Source organism: Streptomyces piniterrae, assembly GCF_005048155.1.
Classification (GTDB): domain Bacteria; phylum Actinomycetota; class Actinomycetes; order Streptomycetales; family Streptomycetaceae; genus Streptomyces; species Streptomyces piniterrae.
In genome coordinates this window covers 168,186-186,248 of sequence record NZ_SUMB01000001.1, presented here as the reverse complement: position 1 = coordinate 186,248, position 18,063 = coordinate 168,186, and the positions used below count along the sequence as shown (strand labels likewise).

General features: G+C 71.1%; 13 protein-coding genes. 4 read left to right on the top strand and 9 right to left on the bottom strand.

Annotated elements, in window-relative coordinates; genetic code table 11:
- Nucleotides 1-78 precede the first annotated feature (78 nt).
- The 4 genes from FCH28_RS00830 to FCH28_RS00815 form a co-directional block, all read right to left on the bottom strand.
- On the bottom strand, nucleotides 79-1,593 hold the full coding sequence (locus tag FCH28_RS00830) for an FUSC family protein (protein WP_136737704.1): 1,515 nt from the start codon (nucleotides 1,591-1,593) through the stop codon (nucleotides 79-81).
- 221 nt (nucleotides 1,594-1,814) lie between these two features.
- Nucleotides 1,815-2,642, bottom strand: a complete 828-nt coding sequence (locus tag FCH28_RS00825; RefSeq protein WP_136737703.1) for a PP2C family protein-serine/threonine phosphatase — start codon at nucleotides 2,640-2,642, stop codon at nucleotides 1,815-1,817.
- Between the two features lie 113 nt (nucleotides 2,643-2,755).
- Entirely contained in the window at nucleotides 2,756-3,025 is a 270-nt protein-coding gene (locus FCH28_RS00820) for a hypothetical protein (RefSeq protein WP_246102224.1), read from the bottom strand.
- 196 nt (nucleotides 3,026-3,221) lie between these two features.
- Nucleotides 3,222-4,046, bottom strand: coding sequence for a LysR substrate-binding domain-containing protein (locus FCH28_RS00815; protein WP_136737702.1), 825 nt, complete (start codon nucleotides 4,044-4,046; stop codon nucleotides 3,222-3,224).
- A 58-nt stretch (nucleotides 4,047-4,104) separates the two neighbouring features.
- Between FCH28_RS00815 and FCH28_RS00810 the strand changes: the two genes are divergently transcribed.
- Complete coding sequence (locus FCH28_RS00810) at nucleotides 4,105-4,509, top strand: DUF5997 family protein (RefSeq protein WP_136737701.1); 405 nt, start codon at nucleotides 4,105-4,107, stop codon at nucleotides 4,507-4,509.
- A 39-nt stretch (nucleotides 4,510-4,548) separates the two neighbouring features.
- Here FCH28_RS00810 and FCH28_RS00805 read toward each other — a convergent pair whose 3' ends face one another.
- From FCH28_RS00805 to FCH28_RS00790, 4 genes are all read right to left on the bottom strand, one after another.
- Nucleotides 4,549-4,791: a hypothetical protein gene (locus FCH28_RS00805; RefSeq protein ID WP_136737700.1), complete on the bottom strand. Its 243-nt coding sequence runs from the start codon at nucleotides 4,789-4,791 to the stop codon at nucleotides 4,549-4,551.
- Nucleotides 4,792-4,838: 47 nt separating this feature from the next.
- Complete coding sequence (locus tag FCH28_RS00800; RefSeq protein WP_169314011.1) at nucleotides 4,839-5,969, bottom strand: thioester domain-containing protein; 1,131 nt, start codon at nucleotides 5,967-5,969, stop codon at nucleotides 4,839-4,841.
- 33 nt (nucleotides 5,970-6,002) lie between these two features.
- Complete coding sequence (locus tag FCH28_RS39635; protein WP_136737698.1) at nucleotides 6,003-8,045, bottom strand: RNA polymerase sigma factor; 2,043 nt, start codon at nucleotides 8,043-8,045, stop codon at nucleotides 6,003-6,005.
- A gap of 359 nt (nucleotides 8,046-8,404) precedes the next feature.
- Nucleotides 8,405-11,314, bottom strand: a complete 2,910-nt coding sequence (locus FCH28_RS00790; RefSeq protein WP_136737697.1) for an ATP-binding protein — start codon at nucleotides 11,312-11,314, stop codon at nucleotides 8,405-8,407.
- Nucleotides 11,315-12,248: 934 nt separating this feature from the next.
- Between FCH28_RS00790 and FCH28_RS00785 the strand changes: the two genes are divergently transcribed.
- Nucleotides 12,249-14,648 carry a molybdopterin cofactor-binding domain-containing protein gene (locus tag FCH28_RS00785; protein WP_136737696.1) on the top strand — a complete coding sequence of 800 codons (2,400 nt, stop codon included), beginning with the start codon at nucleotides 12,249-12,251 and terminating at the stop codon, nucleotides 14,646-14,648.
- A gap of 37 nt (nucleotides 14,649-14,685) precedes the next feature.
- Nucleotides 14,686-15,168 carry a (2Fe-2S)-binding protein gene (locus FCH28_RS00780; RefSeq protein WP_136737695.1) on the top strand — a complete coding sequence of 161 codons (483 nt, stop codon included), beginning with the start codon at nucleotides 14,686-14,688 and terminating at the stop codon, nucleotides 15,166-15,168.
- Nucleotides 15,169-15,246: 78 nt separating this feature from the next.
- Here the strand turns inward: FCH28_RS00780 and FCH28_RS00775 are convergent, their stop codons facing one another.
- Nucleotides 15,247-15,924 carry an esterase/lipase family protein gene (locus FCH28_RS00775; RefSeq protein ID WP_136737694.1) on the bottom strand — a complete coding sequence of 226 codons (678 nt, stop codon included), beginning with the start codon at nucleotides 15,922-15,924 and terminating at the stop codon, nucleotides 15,247-15,249.
- A gap of 536 nt (nucleotides 15,925-16,460) precedes the next feature.
- Here FCH28_RS00775 and FCH28_RS00770 point away from each other — a divergent pair.
- Nucleotides 16,461-17,972, top strand: a complete 1,512-nt coding sequence (locus tag FCH28_RS00770) for a helix-turn-helix domain-containing protein (protein WP_169314010.1) — start codon at nucleotides 16,461-16,463, stop codon at nucleotides 17,970-17,972.
- Nucleotides 17,973-18,063: the final 91 nt, after the last annotated feature.

The following is an 18,063-nucleotide window of genomic DNA, read 5'->3' as shown; positions in this document are numbered from 1 at the left end:
CGCTAACAGCCGGCCCGGGACGGCACGGCGGATGGCCAAAACCGTCCTCCTCGGCCGTCGCCTCTCGGACCCACGTCCCTACGACGCCGCGAACGGCGCGCGCGGTGAGCTTCGTACGGGCTGGGCGAGAGCCGTGAGGGCGGATTCCAGGCTGTGCAGATGGGCGAGGGCACGCTCGGCACCCGGGTGGTGGTGCGGGGCCGCGGCCGGCGCGTCGGGCGCGGCGGCGGTTTCGGCGCCGGGCGCGAACAGGGCGCCGACGACGGCCTCGACCCGCTGGCAGGCGGCGGTCAGCCGGGCGTCGTGCGAGGCGGCCGGGTCGGCGGCGACCTCGGCCAGCCCCTTGACCTGCGCGGCGCAGTCGTCCAGGTAGGTCATGACCTGCCGGGCGCGCGCCTTGCGGTGGCGCAGCGGGTTGAGCGGATGCAGCAGCGGTACCAGCGAGAGCCGCACCCGGGCCAGCAGCAGTTCGAGTTCGGCGACATAGGGGGACGGGTCGGCTTCGGCGTCGCCGGCCAGCCGGCGGGCGGACTCGGCGGTGCAGTCCCGTACGCACCGCACGGCGCGCTGGATCCAGGCGTCGGTCGCGGCGTGGGTGGTGACCGGCAGGACGAGCACGACGGCGAGCGCGGCGCCCAGCGCGCCGACGGCGGTCTCCTCGAAGCGGAGCGCCAGCAGACCGGGGTGCAGCACACCGAGCAGGCCGTACAGCAGTCCCGCCATGACGGTCACGAAGAACATCATCCAGGAGTAGGAGACCGCGGCCGTGTAGAAGATCCCGAAGACACAGCCGGCGACGAGGGCGGCGGTCGGGGCGGGTGCACCGTGCAAGGGGATGGCGACGAGCAGACCGGCCGCGATCCCGACGACCGTGCCGAGGACCCGGCGGAAGCCGCGGACCAGCGTCTCGCCCCGCGAGGCGGTGTTCACGAAGATCCACCAGACGGTGCCGACGGCCCAGTACCAGCGGTCCTCGGACAGATACTGGCCGACGCCCAGCGCCAGCGCGCAGGCGACGGTGGCCTGGACCGCCTGGCGGGTCGTGGTGCGGGCGAGGCCCCGGCCGCCGGGCGGAGCGGGCACCGCGCCCTGCGGCAGCCGCCGCTCGTAGCACCACAGGCCGAACCGCACGCCCGACGAGGCGAGGAGGGACAACAGGACGGCCGCGTAGAGCTCGGGCAGCTGTGCGGGGACCGAGTGCAGGAACTGTGTCGCGAAGAACATCATGAACGCGAAGACGCCGAGGGCGTGCCCGCGCGGCCCCCAGCGGCGGGCGTACACACCGGCGCCCACGACGCCGAGGAAGGCCGTGTCCCGCACCAGGGGGTGGTCGTGCAGGCCGGCGGCCAGTGCGAGCACAGGGAAGCCGACGGCGGGCAGCAGCGCGGTGCTGACGGCCTGCGCGCGGACCGTCGCGTCGGTCACCGTGAAGAGGGCGAGCAGCGCGGCCAGGCCGCCGGTGATGGCCGCGGCGAGCGAGTGTCCGGCGAGGCCGCACAGGACCATCGCCAGTGCGATGCCGAGGACGGCCCGCGACGCGCTGCGCAACCGCAGTCGCCCGGGATCCGGAGCCACGAACATCCTCTTCAGCACGGCTTCCCCGCCCCTTCCGTTTAACCGCATGAAAAAGGCGCCGCGGAATCCGCAGCGCCATCGACAGGGACATCACAGCATCCGGAGCCCTTCTGGCTCAACAGAAGGCGAAAACACTGGACCATTGGCGCAGCATGGCCCGATCCCGATAGGCCGCGAGGAGGCCAACGGCCCAGGGCCGCCGGAGACGAGCTCCGCACGCTCCGCCCCCGCGGCCTCCCTCAGCCTGACGTGGGTACACCTCCGCTGACGGGGATGAGCAGTGCGGTGATGTTGTCGTGTCCGCCGGCGTCCAGCGCGTATCCGACCAGCGACCGCGCTTCGTCGAGAAGGTCACCGCCGGCCGATGCCGCGCGGCGGTGACGAGAAATCATGTCCCGCAGACCGTCGGCCTCGGGCAGATAGCGCGACAGCCCATCGGTGCACAGCAGCAGACGGCCCGACCGCGCGGGTCGGTAGCTTCGGATACGCGGTGCCGGCGCGTCGGCGTCGGCTCCGAGCCAGGCGGAGAGGGCCTCGTGCTCACCCCTGTCGTCCTCGGTCAGCGCCATCCCCGGTCCCTCGTCCGGCAGCCAGTAGGCACGGCTGTCGCCGATCCAGGCACTCCAGATGCCGTCCGGACCGGCGATTCCCGAGACGTAGGTGCAGGCCGGTGCCGCGTCGACGGACGCGGCCAGGGCGCTGACCGCGCGGCCCGCGCGAACGGCGGCCTCATGGAGCGCGACTTCCGGCAGCACGCCGTCCCGGAGCCGCGCCGCCAGGGACGCCGCGCCGACCTCGGCCGCGACCTGGGCAGCTCGTTCCGCCCGGGGCGACATGGACACACCGTCGCAGACGACACCGATCGTCCACACGTCGACGGTCAGCAACGCGAGGGAGTCGGCGTTGACACCGCGCCGCTTGCCGCGGTCGCTGACTCCCGCCGCACCGCCCTCGGTCGTGATCTCGACGTGCGAGCGGTAGGCCGGCTGTGCCTCACCGCATTCCCAGCAGTACCCATCGGGGGCGATCGTTCCGCCGCACAAGACGCAGCCCGTCAACTCGGTCATCAGCAGTGGATCTTGTCACAGCCGTGCGCTCGTGGGCCGTCGGCGGATGCGAACACGGGGCGTACGCGGAGCAGTTCCCGCGATCTGGCACAGCGGAACCCGCCCGGGAGGGTTCAGTCGATGACGGAATGGAAGAAGGTGACTCCGGCGCCGAACGCCGCGCTGCCCACGAGTGCGGCGGAAGCCAGGGTGCCACCGTTGAAGCAGGTGAGCACGCCGGCGCCGAGGGCGGTGAGGGCGCCCAGCAGGAGGACGATGGCGGCGCGCTGACTCAGCAGAGCTGACTTGTTGTTCAGTGCTGATCTGTTCTCGGACACATCAACTCCCAACTGCGCGGGAGCGAGTAATCGCTCGGGGCCGATGCCGATGCCGATGCTGGACACGATCTTCTCATCCGGCACCGGGGACGGCCGGTAACACACGACGAGAATCCCCGAGTTTCCCCTGGTTAGCCGGAGTTTCCCCTGGTTAGGGGGCGGAGTCGCCCGGCGGTCGACGTCCGGTAAGAGGCGTACGGGCCACGGTCGTTGAACTGGCCACGGTCGTTGAGCAGTCCGCGCGCGGACGGTACGACCGGGGCTACGACCGGCGGCGGGGTTTGCCGCGCTTGCCGCCCTTGGGGCCGCCGGAACCGCTGCGTGCGCTCTTGCCGGACGACGGACTCTTGCCGGTCGACTTGCCGGCGGCGGGCTTCCGGCGTGCGCCGGCGGCATCGGCGCGCTTGCCCTTCGGCTGCGCCTGGGACTGGGATCGGGCCTGGGTCTGGGCCTGGGGGCGGCCCCGTGTGCTGTTGACCGTCCGCCCGCGGACGATCCCGATGAAGTCCTCCACCAGGTCGGTGGTCTTCTCCTCCGGCCACGACAGCGCGACGCGCGACTCGGGGGTGCCCGTGACCGGGCGGTAGGTGAGGTCCTTGCGGTGGTGCAGACGGGCGAGCGACTGCGGAACGATCAGCAGGCCCACGCCCGCCGCCACCAGCTCGATGGCGTCGGCCGTCGTGGCGGGGCGCTCGATCGCGGGCCGTCCCGGAGGACGCTCCCAGTCGAGGGTGTCGTCGAGGGGATGCAGCAGGATGTCGTCGGCGAGATCGTCGGCGGACACCTCGTCCACCGCCGCCACGACGTGGTCCTTCGGGACCACGACCACCGTCGTCTCCGTGTAGAGCGGGATCGCGCTGAGGTGCGTCCGGTCGACCGGCAACCGCAGGAAAGCCGCGTCGGCGCCGCCGCTCAGCAGTACGTCGGACGCTTCGGCGGCGGATACCGGGATGAGGGTCAGCGGGACGTCCGGCAGGCGCTCGTTCCAGATCCGCACCCACTTGCTGGGCGTCACTCCCGGGACATACGCGAGCCGGAACGAAGACGATTCTTCCGGGAACGAAGGGGATTCTTCCGAGCCTGTCACCGCGCCAGGCTACCGGTCGTGGTCAGAGGTAGCGCACACGCTCGATACCCTTGACACCATGACGTCGCACAAGAGCACCCAGACAATGAAGCCCGCGACCGCGGCGAAGAAGCTGGGTGTGTACCTCGAGGCCACCCCCGCCGAATTCCAGGAGGGTGTCGTCTCGCGCACCGAGCTGAACGCACTGCAGGCCGATCCGCCCGAGTGGCTGCGGGAGCTGCGGCGCAACGGTCCGCACCCCCGTCCGGTGGTCGCGGCGAAGCTCGGTGTCTCCATCTCGGGTCTCGCGCGTGGCGGCGTCACCGAAGCCCTCACCACGGAGCAGATCGAGGCGCTGAAGGCGGAGAGCCCCGAGTGGCTTCAGAAGGAACGCGCCACGCAGGCGGACGTCCGGAAGGAAGCGGCGCGGATCAAGGAGAAGAACGCGGAGAAGGCGGAGAAGGGGAGCGCGGAGCGCGACTAGCAGGGCCGCCGATCGCCTCCCGACGGGGGGCGCAAGCGGTCATGCGACGGCGGCGGCACCGATGGCGAGCAGGAGCGAGCCCGTCCGCGGCCCGGTGTCCAGCGAAAGATCGACGCCGAACATCCCGGCGACCGCGGCCAACAGCAGGCGACCCAACGGCTTCGCCCACTGGAGCACGAGACGGCCGAGGCAGACGGCCGTGGCCAGCCACAGCAGGATGCCCAGCGCTGTCGCGGCCATGTGGCCGGCCGGCCCGGCGGATGTCGAGGTCGAGTGGTTCATCGGGCCAACATCGCAGGCGGGGCGGGCCGGCGTATCCGTACGGCTACTCATCTCCGCCGCGCGCACCTGCGGAACGGCAGGCGGCCCCGGCAGCAGAAGAAGACCATTGCGCCACCCATCGCCACGAAGAGGGATGCGGTAATCGCGAACAATGGCGTCGCGCTGCTGCCGGTTTGGGCGAGGTGGGGGGCAGCGGCCGGGCTGTGATGCCTGGCGGCCGGCGAGGAGAGCGCCTCGCGGGGCGGTATCCATTCGACGGTCGCCTCGGCGGCGAGGGAAACGGGTGCGGAGCCGGCGAGGATCATCGTCTGGGTGGCTGCGTCCTGTGCGGTGAAGGCGCGTCCGACGGGTACCTTGACCGTCGCCGTGGCGGCCAGTTTCGCATTCCTTACCGCAGTGGAGTTCTCGGAGTTCGCAGAGTTCGCAGAGTTCTCGGAGTTCACGGAGTTGGTCGAATTCGCGGAGATGAAGAGCTTGTCGCCGTCCGAGGCCGTGCTGACCGGTGCGCCGTGCTCGTCGACGACCTGCACGCCTGAGGGCGCGCTCGTCCGTAGCCGGACTTCGGCGGCGCTGGTGGTCAACGTTATCGGGCCGATCTTCTCGCCGGGCTTTCCGGCGGAATGCGACGGGGAAAGCCGTAGCGAGGGGCGGGGCTCCGCCAGTTTCGTGGCATGGCTCTCAAGCCAGTCGGTGAGTCTCGCGGCGCTTGGATTACGCGGCCTGGCATCGACTTTGTCCGAGAAGTGCCAGATGGCGGCCTGAGTGGCGGCCGCCGCCGCGTCTGCGGTCAGCCCGCGGATACCGGTGGTGGAAGCGATGCGATGGATCGTTGTGCCGGGGTAGGAGTGGTTGAGGATCCAGGCGATCTTTCCGGCGTCCCGGTTCCCCGACAGCGTCGTTTTCTTCCAGTCTGTTTCCGAGTAGCGGACACCGGTGTGTGTCGGGTGGTGGAAATCGACGCAGTACACCTCAAGCGGTTCGCCGCGGAGCCGGAGAGTCATGGTGCCGCCTTCGCGCGGACCGCCGTCCGCACCCGGCACATCGATCGTGTCACTGTGCAGGAACCGCCCGAGAGTGGCGACGGTCGCGCTGTCGCCGGCGGCCGTCTTGGTCGGCTCGGCGGCCGCGATACCGCTCGACGTCACGCCACTGGTTGCCAGCAGGGCCGCGGCGAACACGACACCGCTCATTGTCGATACGCGCATCTGAAATCAGTCCTTGTCTGCCGCGAGGGGCGCGAAGAGGCTGTCTCTGGGCGGGAGTTGTTGCCTGGGCGGCATCGAGGCCGTTTCCCCGGTGAGCCATGTCTGACGGGGCTGGGGCTGGGGTTGGATCGCCGGAATTCCGACTCCACCGCCTGAGTTGTCGTCCGAGGCAGTCCGAGCTGAGCTCTGGTCGGGGAATACGCGACTGCCCAGGGGGATGACCCGGCCGGCCGACGCACAAGGGAGGAGTTGTGTGTCGTGCTCGGGTTCGCCTGCCGAGGACGTGAGGTGCCCGACCCCGACCCGGGCATGCAGGCCGCCACCGGAATCCAGGGTGTGGGCAAGGACGTCGGCACCCAGGGGCCTGGCGAGGACGTCGGCGCCCAGGGGACTGGCGAGGACGTCGGCACCGATCTTCGGGAATTGGTGCCCGACGTCGAGGCGCAGGCTGGACCGGCCGTTGAGGAGTTCCAGGTACGAGGTGACGGACGTATCCGTGCCGACCTTGGCGTGTGCCTGAACCGACGCGGGAAGTGGGAGGGCCGAATTCGAGTGGTCGGGATGTGGCGGGGCGGGCGCGCTGTGCGGGGCGGGCGGTGTGTGACCGTGGGTGGCCTGGTGGCAGTCCGCGGTGTCCCGGCCCGCCCCGCGCGGGCAGGGCTCGGCGACGCCCGCCGAGTGCCGGTCGGGCAGAAGCGAGAGCCTGGGCAGGGGCGGGTTCGTCGGTGGCGGCGGGTAGCTGGGTGCGGGTGGGGCGATGGGCTCGGGTGGGGTGCTGACGGCAGGGGTCGGGGCGGAGCCGCCGTCGGGGGTGGAGCGGGGGGTGTCCGAGGGCAGCGGCCCGGCGGCCGAGCCGGTGTTGCCGCCGACCATCGGCAGCGGGACCAGGGCGGCGGCCGCCACGGTGAGGCCCACCGCCGCGGTGACGCTCGCCACCGGGAACTTGCCGGCGAGGGAGAGCAGCCGCCCGGCGCCGGATACCGATGCTGTCCTGGACGCGACGTGGGAAGCGGCGCGGCGGCCGGATCCTGCGGGATGGCGGGCCGCACCTCGTCTCCCCGGAGGCCGGTTCGGCGTCGTCCCGGTGGTCGTTCGGGGGCGTCTCATGGCCACCAGGGCGGCGCCGCCCCAAGGGAGGAGGGCTTCGGCCAGCGTCGCGTCCGGCCGCTCGTTCATGCCGGCCAGCAGAGTGTGTACGTGAGTGCAGGAAGGACAGCCGGCCAGGTGCTGATCGATGTCAGCGCTGGGACGCGCGTCGGCGCAGCGGGTGGCGGCCTCCAGCAGGGAGCCGAAACCGCGGCATTGCCGGCCATCGGACGCGTCGGCGTGCGCTTCCAGGCAGACGCCCCGAAAGTGCTCCAGAGCGCGTCGCCCCAGGAGGGGCACGGTCTTTGGCCGGACACCCAGAAGCCGGCCGGTTTCCTCCGGGTCGTCGTGCTCCACGACGGTGTGCCAGAGGATGGCGCGGGCGCGGTCCGGAAGCCGTCGGAAGGCCCGTAGTGCCGGAGTGGCATCCAACGGGAGTGAGGCGGAGGGCGGTTGGCCGGTGGCGCTGTGCGGATTGCCGTCCAGCCACGCGAGGAATTCGGGAGCGAGGTCCGCTCGACGGCCGGAGGCGGCCCACCGGGCGGCGGTTTTCGGGACGTGGCGGAGCAGGTCGTAACGCGACGGCTGGGCGACACGCGGCGCGGTGCGGATTTCGCGCACCGCGTGCTGGAACGCGTCGAGGGCCAGGTCCTCGGCGGATGCCGGCCGTCCGCACAGACGGGCGTAGTCGAGCAGCGCGGGAAGGTGACGCCGGCGCAGTTCGGCCGCGGCCTTTCCGATCTGCTTTCTGCGGGCCCGGGGATCCTCAGTGGATGTTTCGGCTTCCGCCGCGGACACCCGTCGGCCCGTGGGAATTCGCGTCGCGGGGGTGCGCAGGGCCAAGGCGATTGCCGCATCGGGCAGTTCGGCCCAGGGCTGCACCGCTTCCTGGTTGTTTCCCGGTCCGGAAGTGGTGCCGGAGCCGCTGCCGCCTATGACGTCGAGCTGCTGGAGGACGGACATCTCTGCCGCACACCTCCTTTCTGATCGGTCGTGAAGGGGAATGCGGAACGCGCTGAACAGCCCTGCTCGTATCGGCGCTGACCACAGTCAATGACGCCCGCGGCCGGGCACACAATGGATCGCGGAGAGAGCTGTGACTATCTCTGGGACCCGCCCGACAAATACCTACGGGGGTGTCTGCGGCGGGGTTGCGGATATCTGTGGACGGCAAGCGCCCAAAGAGGAGGACAGACGGCCACGCTCGGTGCGTTCTTATGATTCCGGCCGCGAGATTCCAGGTGAAGGCCCGGCCGGCCGCGAGATTCCCTCCGCTCGATGTCCAATTGCCGCCTGATGGCGGATTTCCGCTCGATGCCCGTCTATCCCTCGACGCCGGCCGGCTGTTCCCTGTCCACGCCGGCCAGCACGTGCGCCAGGTCCCCTCGCCCATTGACCGCGAGTTTGCGAAATGCCCTGGTGAGGTGGAACTCCACGGTCCGGCAGGTGATGAACAGCGTGGTGGCGATCTGCTGATTGGTCATGCCCTCGGCCGCGAGCGTGGCGATCCGCCGTTCCCTGCTGGTCAGCGCGGAGACACCGGACAGCCGTTTACGACGTGGACGCGCGCCGGTGGCGAGCAGGGCGCGGTAGACGCGCTCGGTCAACGGTGCGACACCGGACGCGTCGGCCAGGTCGAGGGCCTGCCGGAGCCGGGCGCGGGATTCCTTGACATGACCGTCTCTGTGCAGGGCCTCGCCCAGGTCGGTCAGGGCATGGGCGAGGTCGATGCGCGCCGGTATCGATTCCAGCAGGACGACCGCTTCGGTCAGTGCGTCGATCGCGGCCGGGCCCGTACGGAGCAGCCCGAGGGCGCGCAGACTCGCGGCGACGGTGCGCGGGCTGCCCCACGCGCGCGCGAGCTCCAACTCCTCGCCTGCCAGGCGGGCGGCGGTGGCGCGGTCGCCCAGGTGGTGGTGGATCAGGGCGGCTTCGGAGCGCCATGGGACCAGCGCGGGGTTGTCGTAGCCGCCTTCCGCCGCGCGGCGGCCGCACTCCTCCAGATCGGCCAGGGCGGCCCGGGGGTGGCCCTGCGTCAGCCGTAGCCGGGCTCGGGCGGCGAACAGCGGTATCCAGCGCCGGTGCCTGCCGACCGGCTCTTCGAACGGCGCCTGGCACAGCCGGGCGGCCTCGGAAACGTCACCGAGGTCGAGCAGGACGCGGACGGCCTGGGAGACGGCGCAGGGCGGGTAGCGCTGGTCGGTCGTGGCCAGGGCGAGCGCCTGTCTGCTGTAGTCGAGGGCCGCAGGAAGGTCTCCCAGCCGGTAGGCCACCTCGGTCCGGATGGACAGGAGCAGTGACCGAATCGGCGGCGGCTGCTCGTCCAGCGCGGTGGCGACCACGCGCTGGTACCAGCCCGCGGCCTCGTCCAGCCGATCCGCGTGCAGCAGCGTGATGATGCCGAAGGCTCCGGTGAGCACGGGGTCGGCGGGCGGACCGCACCGGGCCAGGGCGCGCTCGGCCAAGGCGACGGCGGTGTGCGCGCACTGGCCGGTGAGGGTGTTCTTCAGCGCGAGCGCCGCCATCAGGAGACGCTGGCCGGGGGTGTCACCCGGCAGGTCGTCGCCGATGCCGCCGCGGCTGATCCACACATCCGCCAACCGCGGGGTCTCCTCCAGCAGCAACAGGATGCCCTGCGCCCACAGCCGGTAGAGCGACTCGCGGTCGGCCTCGGGGATCTGGTCCGCGAGTGCGTCCAGCACGCCGATGGCTTCCTCGGCCCGGCCGACAAGGGTCAGCGCCTCGGCCAGGTGCGCGACCAGCTGGGCGCGCCGGGCCGGTTCGGGCTCCTCGTCCATCGCGGTACGCAGATGCTCGGCGGCGGCCGCCGGGTCCAGGTGGACCTCGGCGATGCCCAGTTGGGCGAGGATCGCCGCCCGGTCGGCCTCGGCCGGCGGTTCTTGCAGGGCCCGCCGCAGGCACGCTCCGGCGTGGGTCATGTCGTGCCGGTCCAGCGCCTGCTGGGCCGCGGCCCGCAGCACCCGCACACGCCATGGCTGTCCGTCCGGCTCGGTGGCGAGCAGCAGCTCCGCCACCTCCGTCACGTCCCCGCCGAGCGCCTGGAGGGCGTCGGCCGCCCGTGCCGGAAGCTCGTGCCGGCGGGCCGGGTCGGCGCGGGCCAGCAGCGCCTCCCGCAGCAGGGGATGACGCAGCCGCCAGGGCGGTCCCGGCTCCAGCAGACCGGCCTGCTCCAGGATGGTGACCGCACCGGCCACGGCGACGTCGTCGAGCCCGGTGACCTCCCGCAGCAGCGCCATGCTGGAGATGCTTTCCAGTACGGCGACCGTGGCGGCCACATCCGGGACCTCGGGCGAGTGCCGGCTCAGCAGCACCGGCAGGTGATGGACGAGGGAGCGGGCGGTCACCGCGGTCAGCCGGGGCAGCTCCGGGCCGGTCGCCGGTACGCCGCTGCGGGCGAGGTCGTCGGCCAGCGTCCGCAGCAGATACGGGTTGCCGCCGGTGGCCCGTCCGTACAACTCGGCGACTTCGGGGGCCGGTTCGGCGCCGACCGCCGTGTGGAGACACGGCGCGGCGGCGGTCGGGGACAGTGGGCCGGGCCACAGCCGCCGGCAGCCGGGGTGGGCGGCCAGTTGAGCCGTCAGCTCGTCGTCGGCCGCGCTCTCACCGGTGCGCACGGCGACGGCCAGGGACACCCGGCTGCCCCGCAGGCGGCGCGCCAGGTAGGTCAGCCATTGCCGGGAGCGGAGGTCGGCGCGGTGTGCGTCGTCGACCAGGAGCAGCAGCGGCGTGCGCTCCGCCATCCGCACCGCCACCAGGTAGAGCCCGTGGAGCTGGGAGAAGGGGACCTCCGGCGCGTCGGCGTCGATCCGGTCGTCGTCCCCTCTTTCGGAGTTCTGCTGCTCGAAGACCGGCCGGGCGATGTCGGCGGCCCCGGCCAACAGGGAGGCCCGCTCTCCCGGCGTGGCCGCGTCGAGGGGCGGTTCGAGCAGTTGGCGGACCACACCGAACGGGATGGTCTGCTCGAGCGGGCAGCAGCTCGCCTGGAGCACGGTCAGACCGCGGCCGCCGGCGTACCGGGCGGCCGCCGCCAGCAGGGCGCTCTTCCCGACCCCGGCCGGTCCCTCGATCAGCGCCAGCGCCTGCCCGCCACCTTCCGCCTCCTCGACGAGCGAGGCCAGATCGGCGCATTCCGCGGCCCGGCCCACCAGCCCGGAACGGTCGGTGCCCATATCGCGCATTCGGCGGCCGGTTTCGGTTGCGTACTCAATCACGTACGTACTCAATCACGCCGGAGAGCGCGTCCATCGGGGGAATGGGGGGCGGTCGGCTCCGAAACGGTCGGCGGCCGCCCTGCGGGGCGTACCGGCCGATCCGACCGGTCCTGCCACCGAGCATTCCCGGCATCATCGAATCGTTTCGCCGAGTTGTTCGGCGTGCTGTTCAAGGAAGTCAAAGTGGCTCCTGCTAATGGGGGTTGGCGGGGCCGCATGTACCAAGATTTATACCTGTGCCGGGTACCTTTCCAGGCTTCCGTCAGTGCGGAGATCTTGACCGTTTGGGCGATTGCCACTTCCCTCGTTTACGCAGGTCAGAACGGGCATGGGGAGCGACTCGGGCATTCCCGTTGACCGTTTCGGTGATCTGGCGTGCCCGTATCCACGACCGAAACCGCCCCCCTCTCCATCGTTGAGAATTGAACGTTAACAATTGAACCTAATTCCGTCCGCAGGCATTTGTGACGCGGCCCACAGTTACCGTAGGTACACCCCACAGTCATCACCACAACAATGCCCAAGACCCATTGTCACGCCACCGCTTCTCACCTTTGAATGCATTCATGGGCCCGCCGCCAAAATGGGCCCGCCGGCAAAGGGGAAAGGCAGACCACCGGACCCCCTTGCCAGGCCTGCCCCTGCCACGAGCGGCAGGCACCCGGCCGGATCCCGTGGGGGGAGTCCGCGCCGGGAAATGGGGAAGCGCCCCGCGCTCCGACCCATGGGGAGTCGGTACGCGGGGCGCTTTCCGCTCCTACCGGTGCGGCTCGATGAACGCAGGCCTCCCTCTGCCCCCTCTCCGAGCTCACGGCCACATCCGGCCCACAGAGCACCGCCAGACTCTGGATCAGTCCACCATGCTCATGACAGGCTCCGAGGGCGTGTAAGCGGGCCCGCAACTCACCGTCCAGGCGCCCCGGGAGGACCACACATGGCCGAACAGAGCCGACCGCCAGAGGATTCGTCGCAGAGCCTGTCGCAGGACCCGCCGCAGAGTCCGGAGGTGGCGTCCGGGGCGCCCGAAGGGCCCGGTCGTCGCCGTGTGCTCGGGTATCTGCTCGCCGCCCCGACGCTGGCCGTGGGCGCGCGGCTCGGTCTGGACGCGGCCGGTGCGCAGTCCGCCGAGGCCGCGGTGCCGTCTCCCCCGCAGCCCGGCGACCTCTTCGACCTCGGCGATATGCAGAATCTGGCGGCGGCGCCGACGGCGGGCCTGATCTCGGTGCGGGTCCACTCCGACGGCACCGCGTCGTTCGCGGTGCCCCGGGCGGAGGTGGGCCAGGGCATGACCACGGCCGTCGCGATGATGATCGCCGAGGAGATGGACCTGCCGCTGGAGAAGGTCAGGGTCACCCTGGCCGACGCGCGCCCGGACCTGCTGATGAACCAGCTCACCGGCGGGTCGAACTCGATGCGCAGCATCTATCTCCCGGTGCGCACCGCGGCGGCCGTCGCCCGCCAGCGGCTGGTCTCGACGGCCGCCGAGCGGTGGGGTGTGCCGGCGTCGGAGCTGACGACCAGGGACGGCGTGATCACGTACGGGTCGGCGCAGGGCGACGGGGGCGGGCCGGTGAAGAGCGCCACCTACGGGTCGCTCGCGACGGCCGCGGCCAGCGCCCGTACGGTCACGGCCGCCGCCGTCCTCAAGTCCCCGTCCGAGTTCACCGTTCTGGGCACTCCCAGGAACCGTGTCGACGCCCTGGACAGCGTGACCGGGCGCAAGAAGTTCGGGCTGGATCTCCAGGTCCCCGACGCCAAGCCGACGATGGTGCGCCGGCCGCCGACGATCAACGGCACGGTCGTGGCCGTGCGGAACGCCGACGCGGTCAGGAAGATGCCGGGGATCACCGATGTCGCGGCGATCAAGCACGGGGTGGCCGTGCGTGGCGAGACGTTCGGTCAGTGCATCGATGCGCTCCGGGCCCTCGACGTGCGGTGGGGTCCCGGCACCGTGGACACCGAGTCGGACGCCACCGTCCTGGCCAAGCTCAGGAAGGCGGCCCTGCCCCTTGCCGTACCGCCGCTGCTGAGCAAGAAGATCGACGCCGAGTTCACCTTCGCGTTCGCCAGCAACAGCCCCCTCGAACCGGAGAACGCGATCGCCGATGTGCGCTCCGACCGCGCCGAGATCTGGGCGAGCCTCAAGGTGCCGATCGTGGCCCAGAAGGAGATAGCCGACCGGCTCGGCCTGCCTCAGGGATCCGTCACGGTGCATGTGGTGGAGGGGGGCGGTTCGTTCGGGCGGCATCTCTTCCATGACGTGGCCGCCGAAGCCGCCGAGATCTCGCAGAAGATGGGCAAACCGGTGAAGTTGTCGTGGTCCCGTACGGACAACTTCCGGCAGGGCCGGACGCACCCGATGTCCGTCTCGCGGGTGCGCGCCACCTACGCGCTCGGCAACGTCCTCAGTTACGAACAGCGTCACACCAGTTCGCAGACGGACTTCGGCCATGGCCTCGGCGAGATGATCACGTCGACGGCGGCGAAACTGCCGGTGGCCGGAAATCTGTCCTTCGCCGAGACCATCTTCGCGCTGACCCAGTCCTCGCCCTACAACTTCGGCGTCACCACCCAGCTCCTCAACGAGGTGCCGCTGGAGTTCAACACCGGCAGCATGCGCAACATCTACTCGCCGAACGTGGCGTGCGCGCGGGAGCTGATCGTCGACCGGCTCGCGGAGCGGATGGGCCGGGATCCGGTGGCGTTCCGCCGCGAGTTCCTGAAGGACAAGCGGCTGCGGGCCGTGCTGGACACGGCGGTCGAGGAAGGCCGGTGGGGCAGGTCGCTGCCGGCCGGCGTCGCGCAGGGCATCGGGCTGCATGCGGAGTACCGGGGCGCGGTCGCCTCGCTCGTCGAGATCGACTGCCGTCCCGAGACGGTGGATCGCAAGGTCAGGGACGGGGTGACCGGCCCTCGCGTGACCAAGGCGCTGATGGTCGTGGACGCGGGGTTCGCCATCAATCCCCGTGGCCTGGAGGCGCAGATGATGGGCGGACTGAACGACGCCCTGGCGCTGGCCCTCACCTCCAGCCTGCACATCAAGGACGGCATCCCGCTGGAAGGCAGCTGGGACCACTACTTCTACACGCGGCAGTGGAACACGCCGCCCGAGCTGCGGGTCGTCGTCATGCCGGGCGCCGACGACAAGCCCGCCGGCGCCGGTGAGCTCGGGGTCGCGCCGGCGTTCGCCGCGATCGCCTGTGCCTATGCGCGCGCCACCGGCACCCTGCCGACCAGCTTCCCGATCAACCACGGCACTCTCGGCTTCGACCCCTTGCCGCTCGAACCGTCCACACCGCAGTCCCCCACCGACGGCCTCGACCGGGCCTACTGAACCCGGCCTGCTGAACCGCGCCTACTGAGGAGCTTCTGTGTCCAAAACCAGCCACACCTTCAAGCTCAACGGCGAGCAGATCACGGTCGAGGCCGAGGACGACGTACGGCTGTTGTGGGTGCTGCGCGACCTGCTCGGAGTGACCGGGCCGAAGTACGGCTGCGGGCTCGGCGTATGCCAGGCGTGTACGTCCCATATCAACGGCAAGGCGTTCAACCCGTGCTCGGTGCCGGTCTCGAAGATCGAGCCGGGCGACGAGATCACCACGATCGAGGGGCTGCCCGCGACCGTCGGCAAGGACCTGCACCCGATGCAGGAGGCGTGGCTGGAACTGGATGTCGCCCAGTGCGGCTACTGCCAGCCGGGCCAGATCATGGCCGCCGTCGCCAAGGTCCGGCAGGCCGCGGCCGCGGGGCGGGAGATCGGCGATGCCGACCTCGACGAGATCCGCAACATCTGCCGCTGCGGCACCTATACGCGGATCCGGGAGGCCATCAAGGCCGGCGCCAAGGGGATGTGAGCCCCTGGTGCAACTGTGGGACCAGGGCCGGTCCGCGGAGTCATCCTTGGCGGAGCGGCCCTGGAGTTCTCACCTGCCTCAGGCCGCCTTGATGAACGCCGCGACCTTGGCGAGCAGGCCGGTGTCGGTCTGGAAGCCGAGATGGGTCTCGCAGGGCACGAAGGTATTGGTGGCGCCGTCGAGCACGGTGCTCGCGTAAGGGTTGATCACTCCGTCACAGGGCGAGTACCAGGTGCGGTACGTCACGTCTCCGGGCGTCTCGTCGCCGTCCGCGAGCGTCTTGAGGAAGTCGGACCCCGGCGTCATCTCCGTACATGCGGCGGAGGTCGCGGTACAGAGCCCGGCCGTGTACGTGCCGTGATGGGCGCCCGCCAACGAGGCGATGTGCTTGACGCTCGACGCCCCGCCGAGCTCCTTGACGTACCACAGCGACACCATGCCGCCCATGGAGTGGTTCACGATGTCGACCTGGTCCGAACCGGTTTCGGCCTTCACCTTCGCCACGAAGTCGGCGAGGCCCTGCGCGCTCGCCTTGTTCGACGCGTTGAAGTCGTAGGAGTACGTGAAGAGTTCGTTGTCGTTGTAGCCCGCGTCCTTGAACACGTCGCGCGCCGGCGCCCAGGAGACGCCGTGACTGAGGTAGCCGTGCACGAACACCACCGGGGTGTGGGTGGAGGTGGCTTCGGCGGTGCCGATCGTGCCCAGCGCCATCGCGGTGGCTGCTGAGACGGCCAGAGCAGTGATGATCCTTCGCATGCGGCCCTCCGAGGGGATAGGGAGTCCGGGGAGCATGCGGCGGTGCGGAGTCGCTGCGAATCGGTGAAATCACCGGTGTGACGTGGGCGGGGTGGGCGCCGGTGCGGATGGCGGGGGCCTGCGGCATTGCGTCCAACCCCCGTGTGAGCTGCGCTTCCTCGGCCGTATACCGTCCGGCACTTGGTCCCGGGCACAACTCTTCCGGTCAACCGTTGTTCCGCGGCACAGCAATTCGCGTGGCGGACGCCCAAGGCTCCCCAAGGCTTTTACTTGCGAGTAACTTGCTGGCAATCCCGGTGCTGCCCATCCCGAGCCCAGCCGGCGTCCGAACCAGGAGGAGCAACGTGCGCGCCCACCGAGCCGTACCACCACGCACGGGCAAGTCCGCGCACTGGCGGCGGCTGCATCGCCGGTGGGCCCGTGCGCTCACCCGGGACGCCGATCGCCCAGGACGCGGGGAGTCGACTCACGACCAAGCCGGGCCGGCTTCAGGGAGCGCTCAACTTGCCGCAGGGCAGGCGGAGTTGACTCGTGGAGTGCGCGCCCTTCGGGAGGGTTCTGCGCTCGACGCACGCGAAGCCCTCTTGCTCGCCGCCACGCTGCTGCACGGCGCCGGCCGGGCGGACGAGGAGGCGACCGCGCTCATCAGGGCCGCCGAAGCCAGCTGGAGCGCCGGCGACCGCACCGGCTACCTCGCGACCGCGCAGCGCCTCGGCACCTGCACCGGCGTGCCGGGGACCGTTCGGGACTATCACCGCGGCGTCGCGGCGGCGCTGCACGGCGATGGGGCACGGTCCGTCGCCCTGCTTCGTGCGGCGGCGCGGCCCGCACCGGGGGACGACGGTCCGGACGCGCTGGTCCATGCGTCGCGCGCCGCCTTGGCGCTCGGCGAGCCGGCGGATGCGCGGGACCTGTCGGCATGTGCCCTGGCCCGCGTCGAGGCGCACCGTACGTCACGGATCTCAACCGAGCCGCAGCCCACGCCGCCCCCGGATCCGTCGCCCTCAGGTCCGTCGCTCCCAGAAGTCCTCGGTCACCTCGCGCTGGTCGAAGTCGCCGCCGACGACCACCCGCGTGCCGCCGCCCACGCACGGCGCGGCCTGCACCTGGCCGTGGCCCGCGGTCAGCACAACTCCGCGGCGCTGCACCAGAGCGTCCTCGCGATGACGGCGGCGATACGCGGCGACACGGCCGCCTGCCGCTCCCGCGCGCAGGCGGCGCTGACGACGGGGCGGGCCCATGGCCTGATGGTTCCGGCCCTGCTGGCCACGTGGAGTCTCGGCCTGCTCGATCTCGCGCACCATGCGCCACGGGAGGCCGTCGAGCGGCTCCGCCCGCTCGTTCTGGGCAGCGCGGGACCACGGCACTTCGCATGGCGGCTGCGCGTGATCCCCTGGTTCGTGGAGGCCGTCGCCCTGGCGTACGCGGATATCCCCGCCCCGGAGCGAGAGCGACTTCACCGGGCTCTTCATCAAGCGCGCGCGGCGTTGCGCACACTGGAGGGGTGGGCGCAGACCAGTGGCGATCACCAGGCCAGGGCCACGGCCCTGCACTGCCGGGCGCTGCTCGCCACCCGGGGAACCGCGGATCCGCACTTCGACCAGGCGCTCGCCGTCATGGAGAGGACGGGATCGGGCTTCGCACTGGCGCGTACCAAGCTGTCGTACGGCATGTATCTACGGCGCCACCGCAGACCGAACGAAGCCCGCGATCATCTGCGCGGCGCCCGGCTTCTCTTCGAGTCCTGCGGCGCCGAGGTGTGGGCGGAGCGAGCCGGGGACGAACTGCGAGCGGCCGGCCAGGCCCAGCCCGGCGCCCGCCCCCGGCCGCTGACCGGCCTCACGCCGCAGCAACTCCGGGTGGCGCGCCATGTCGCCGAAGGACACACCAACCGTGAAGTCGCCACCATGCTGACGATCAGTCACCGGACGGTCGACCACCATCTGCGGAACGTCTTCGCGGCGCTCGGCATCCGCTCCCGGGTCGAGTTGGTCCACGCACTGGCATCGGACGGCGAGAACTGGTCACTCGGGGCGCGGCAGGGCTGATGGCGCCGAGCGGGGGTCACGGGTGACGTACGGGTGACGACGGCTGACGGCTGACGGCTGCTGATGCTCGCGCTGGGGGCCGATGGGCGGT

Coding starts and splice junctions, on each gene's coding strand:
- FCH28_RS00825 (WP_136737703.1), bottom strand. CDS start 2,642: ATGACCGAGTTGACGGGCTGCGTCTTGTGCGGCGGAACGATCGCCCCC.
- FCH28_RS39635 (WP_136737698.1), bottom strand. CDS start 8,045: ATGTCCGTCCTCCAGCAGCTCGACGTCATAGGCGGCAGCGGCTCCGGC.
- FCH28_RS00775 (WP_136737694.1), bottom strand. CDS start 15,924: ATGCGAAGGATCATCACTGCTCTGGCCGTCTCAGCAGCCACCGCGATG.
- FCH28_RS00810 (WP_136737701.1), top strand. CDS start 4,105: ATGACGTCGCACAAGAGCACCCAGACAATGAAGCCCGCGACCGCGGCG.
- FCH28_RS00785 (WP_136737696.1), top strand. CDS start 12,249: ATGGCCGAACAGAGCCGACCGCCAGAGGATTCGTCGCAGAGCCTGTCG.
- FCH28_RS00805 (WP_136737700.1), bottom strand. CDS start 4,791: ATGAACCACTCGACCTCGACATCCGCCGGGCCGGCCGGCCACATGGCC.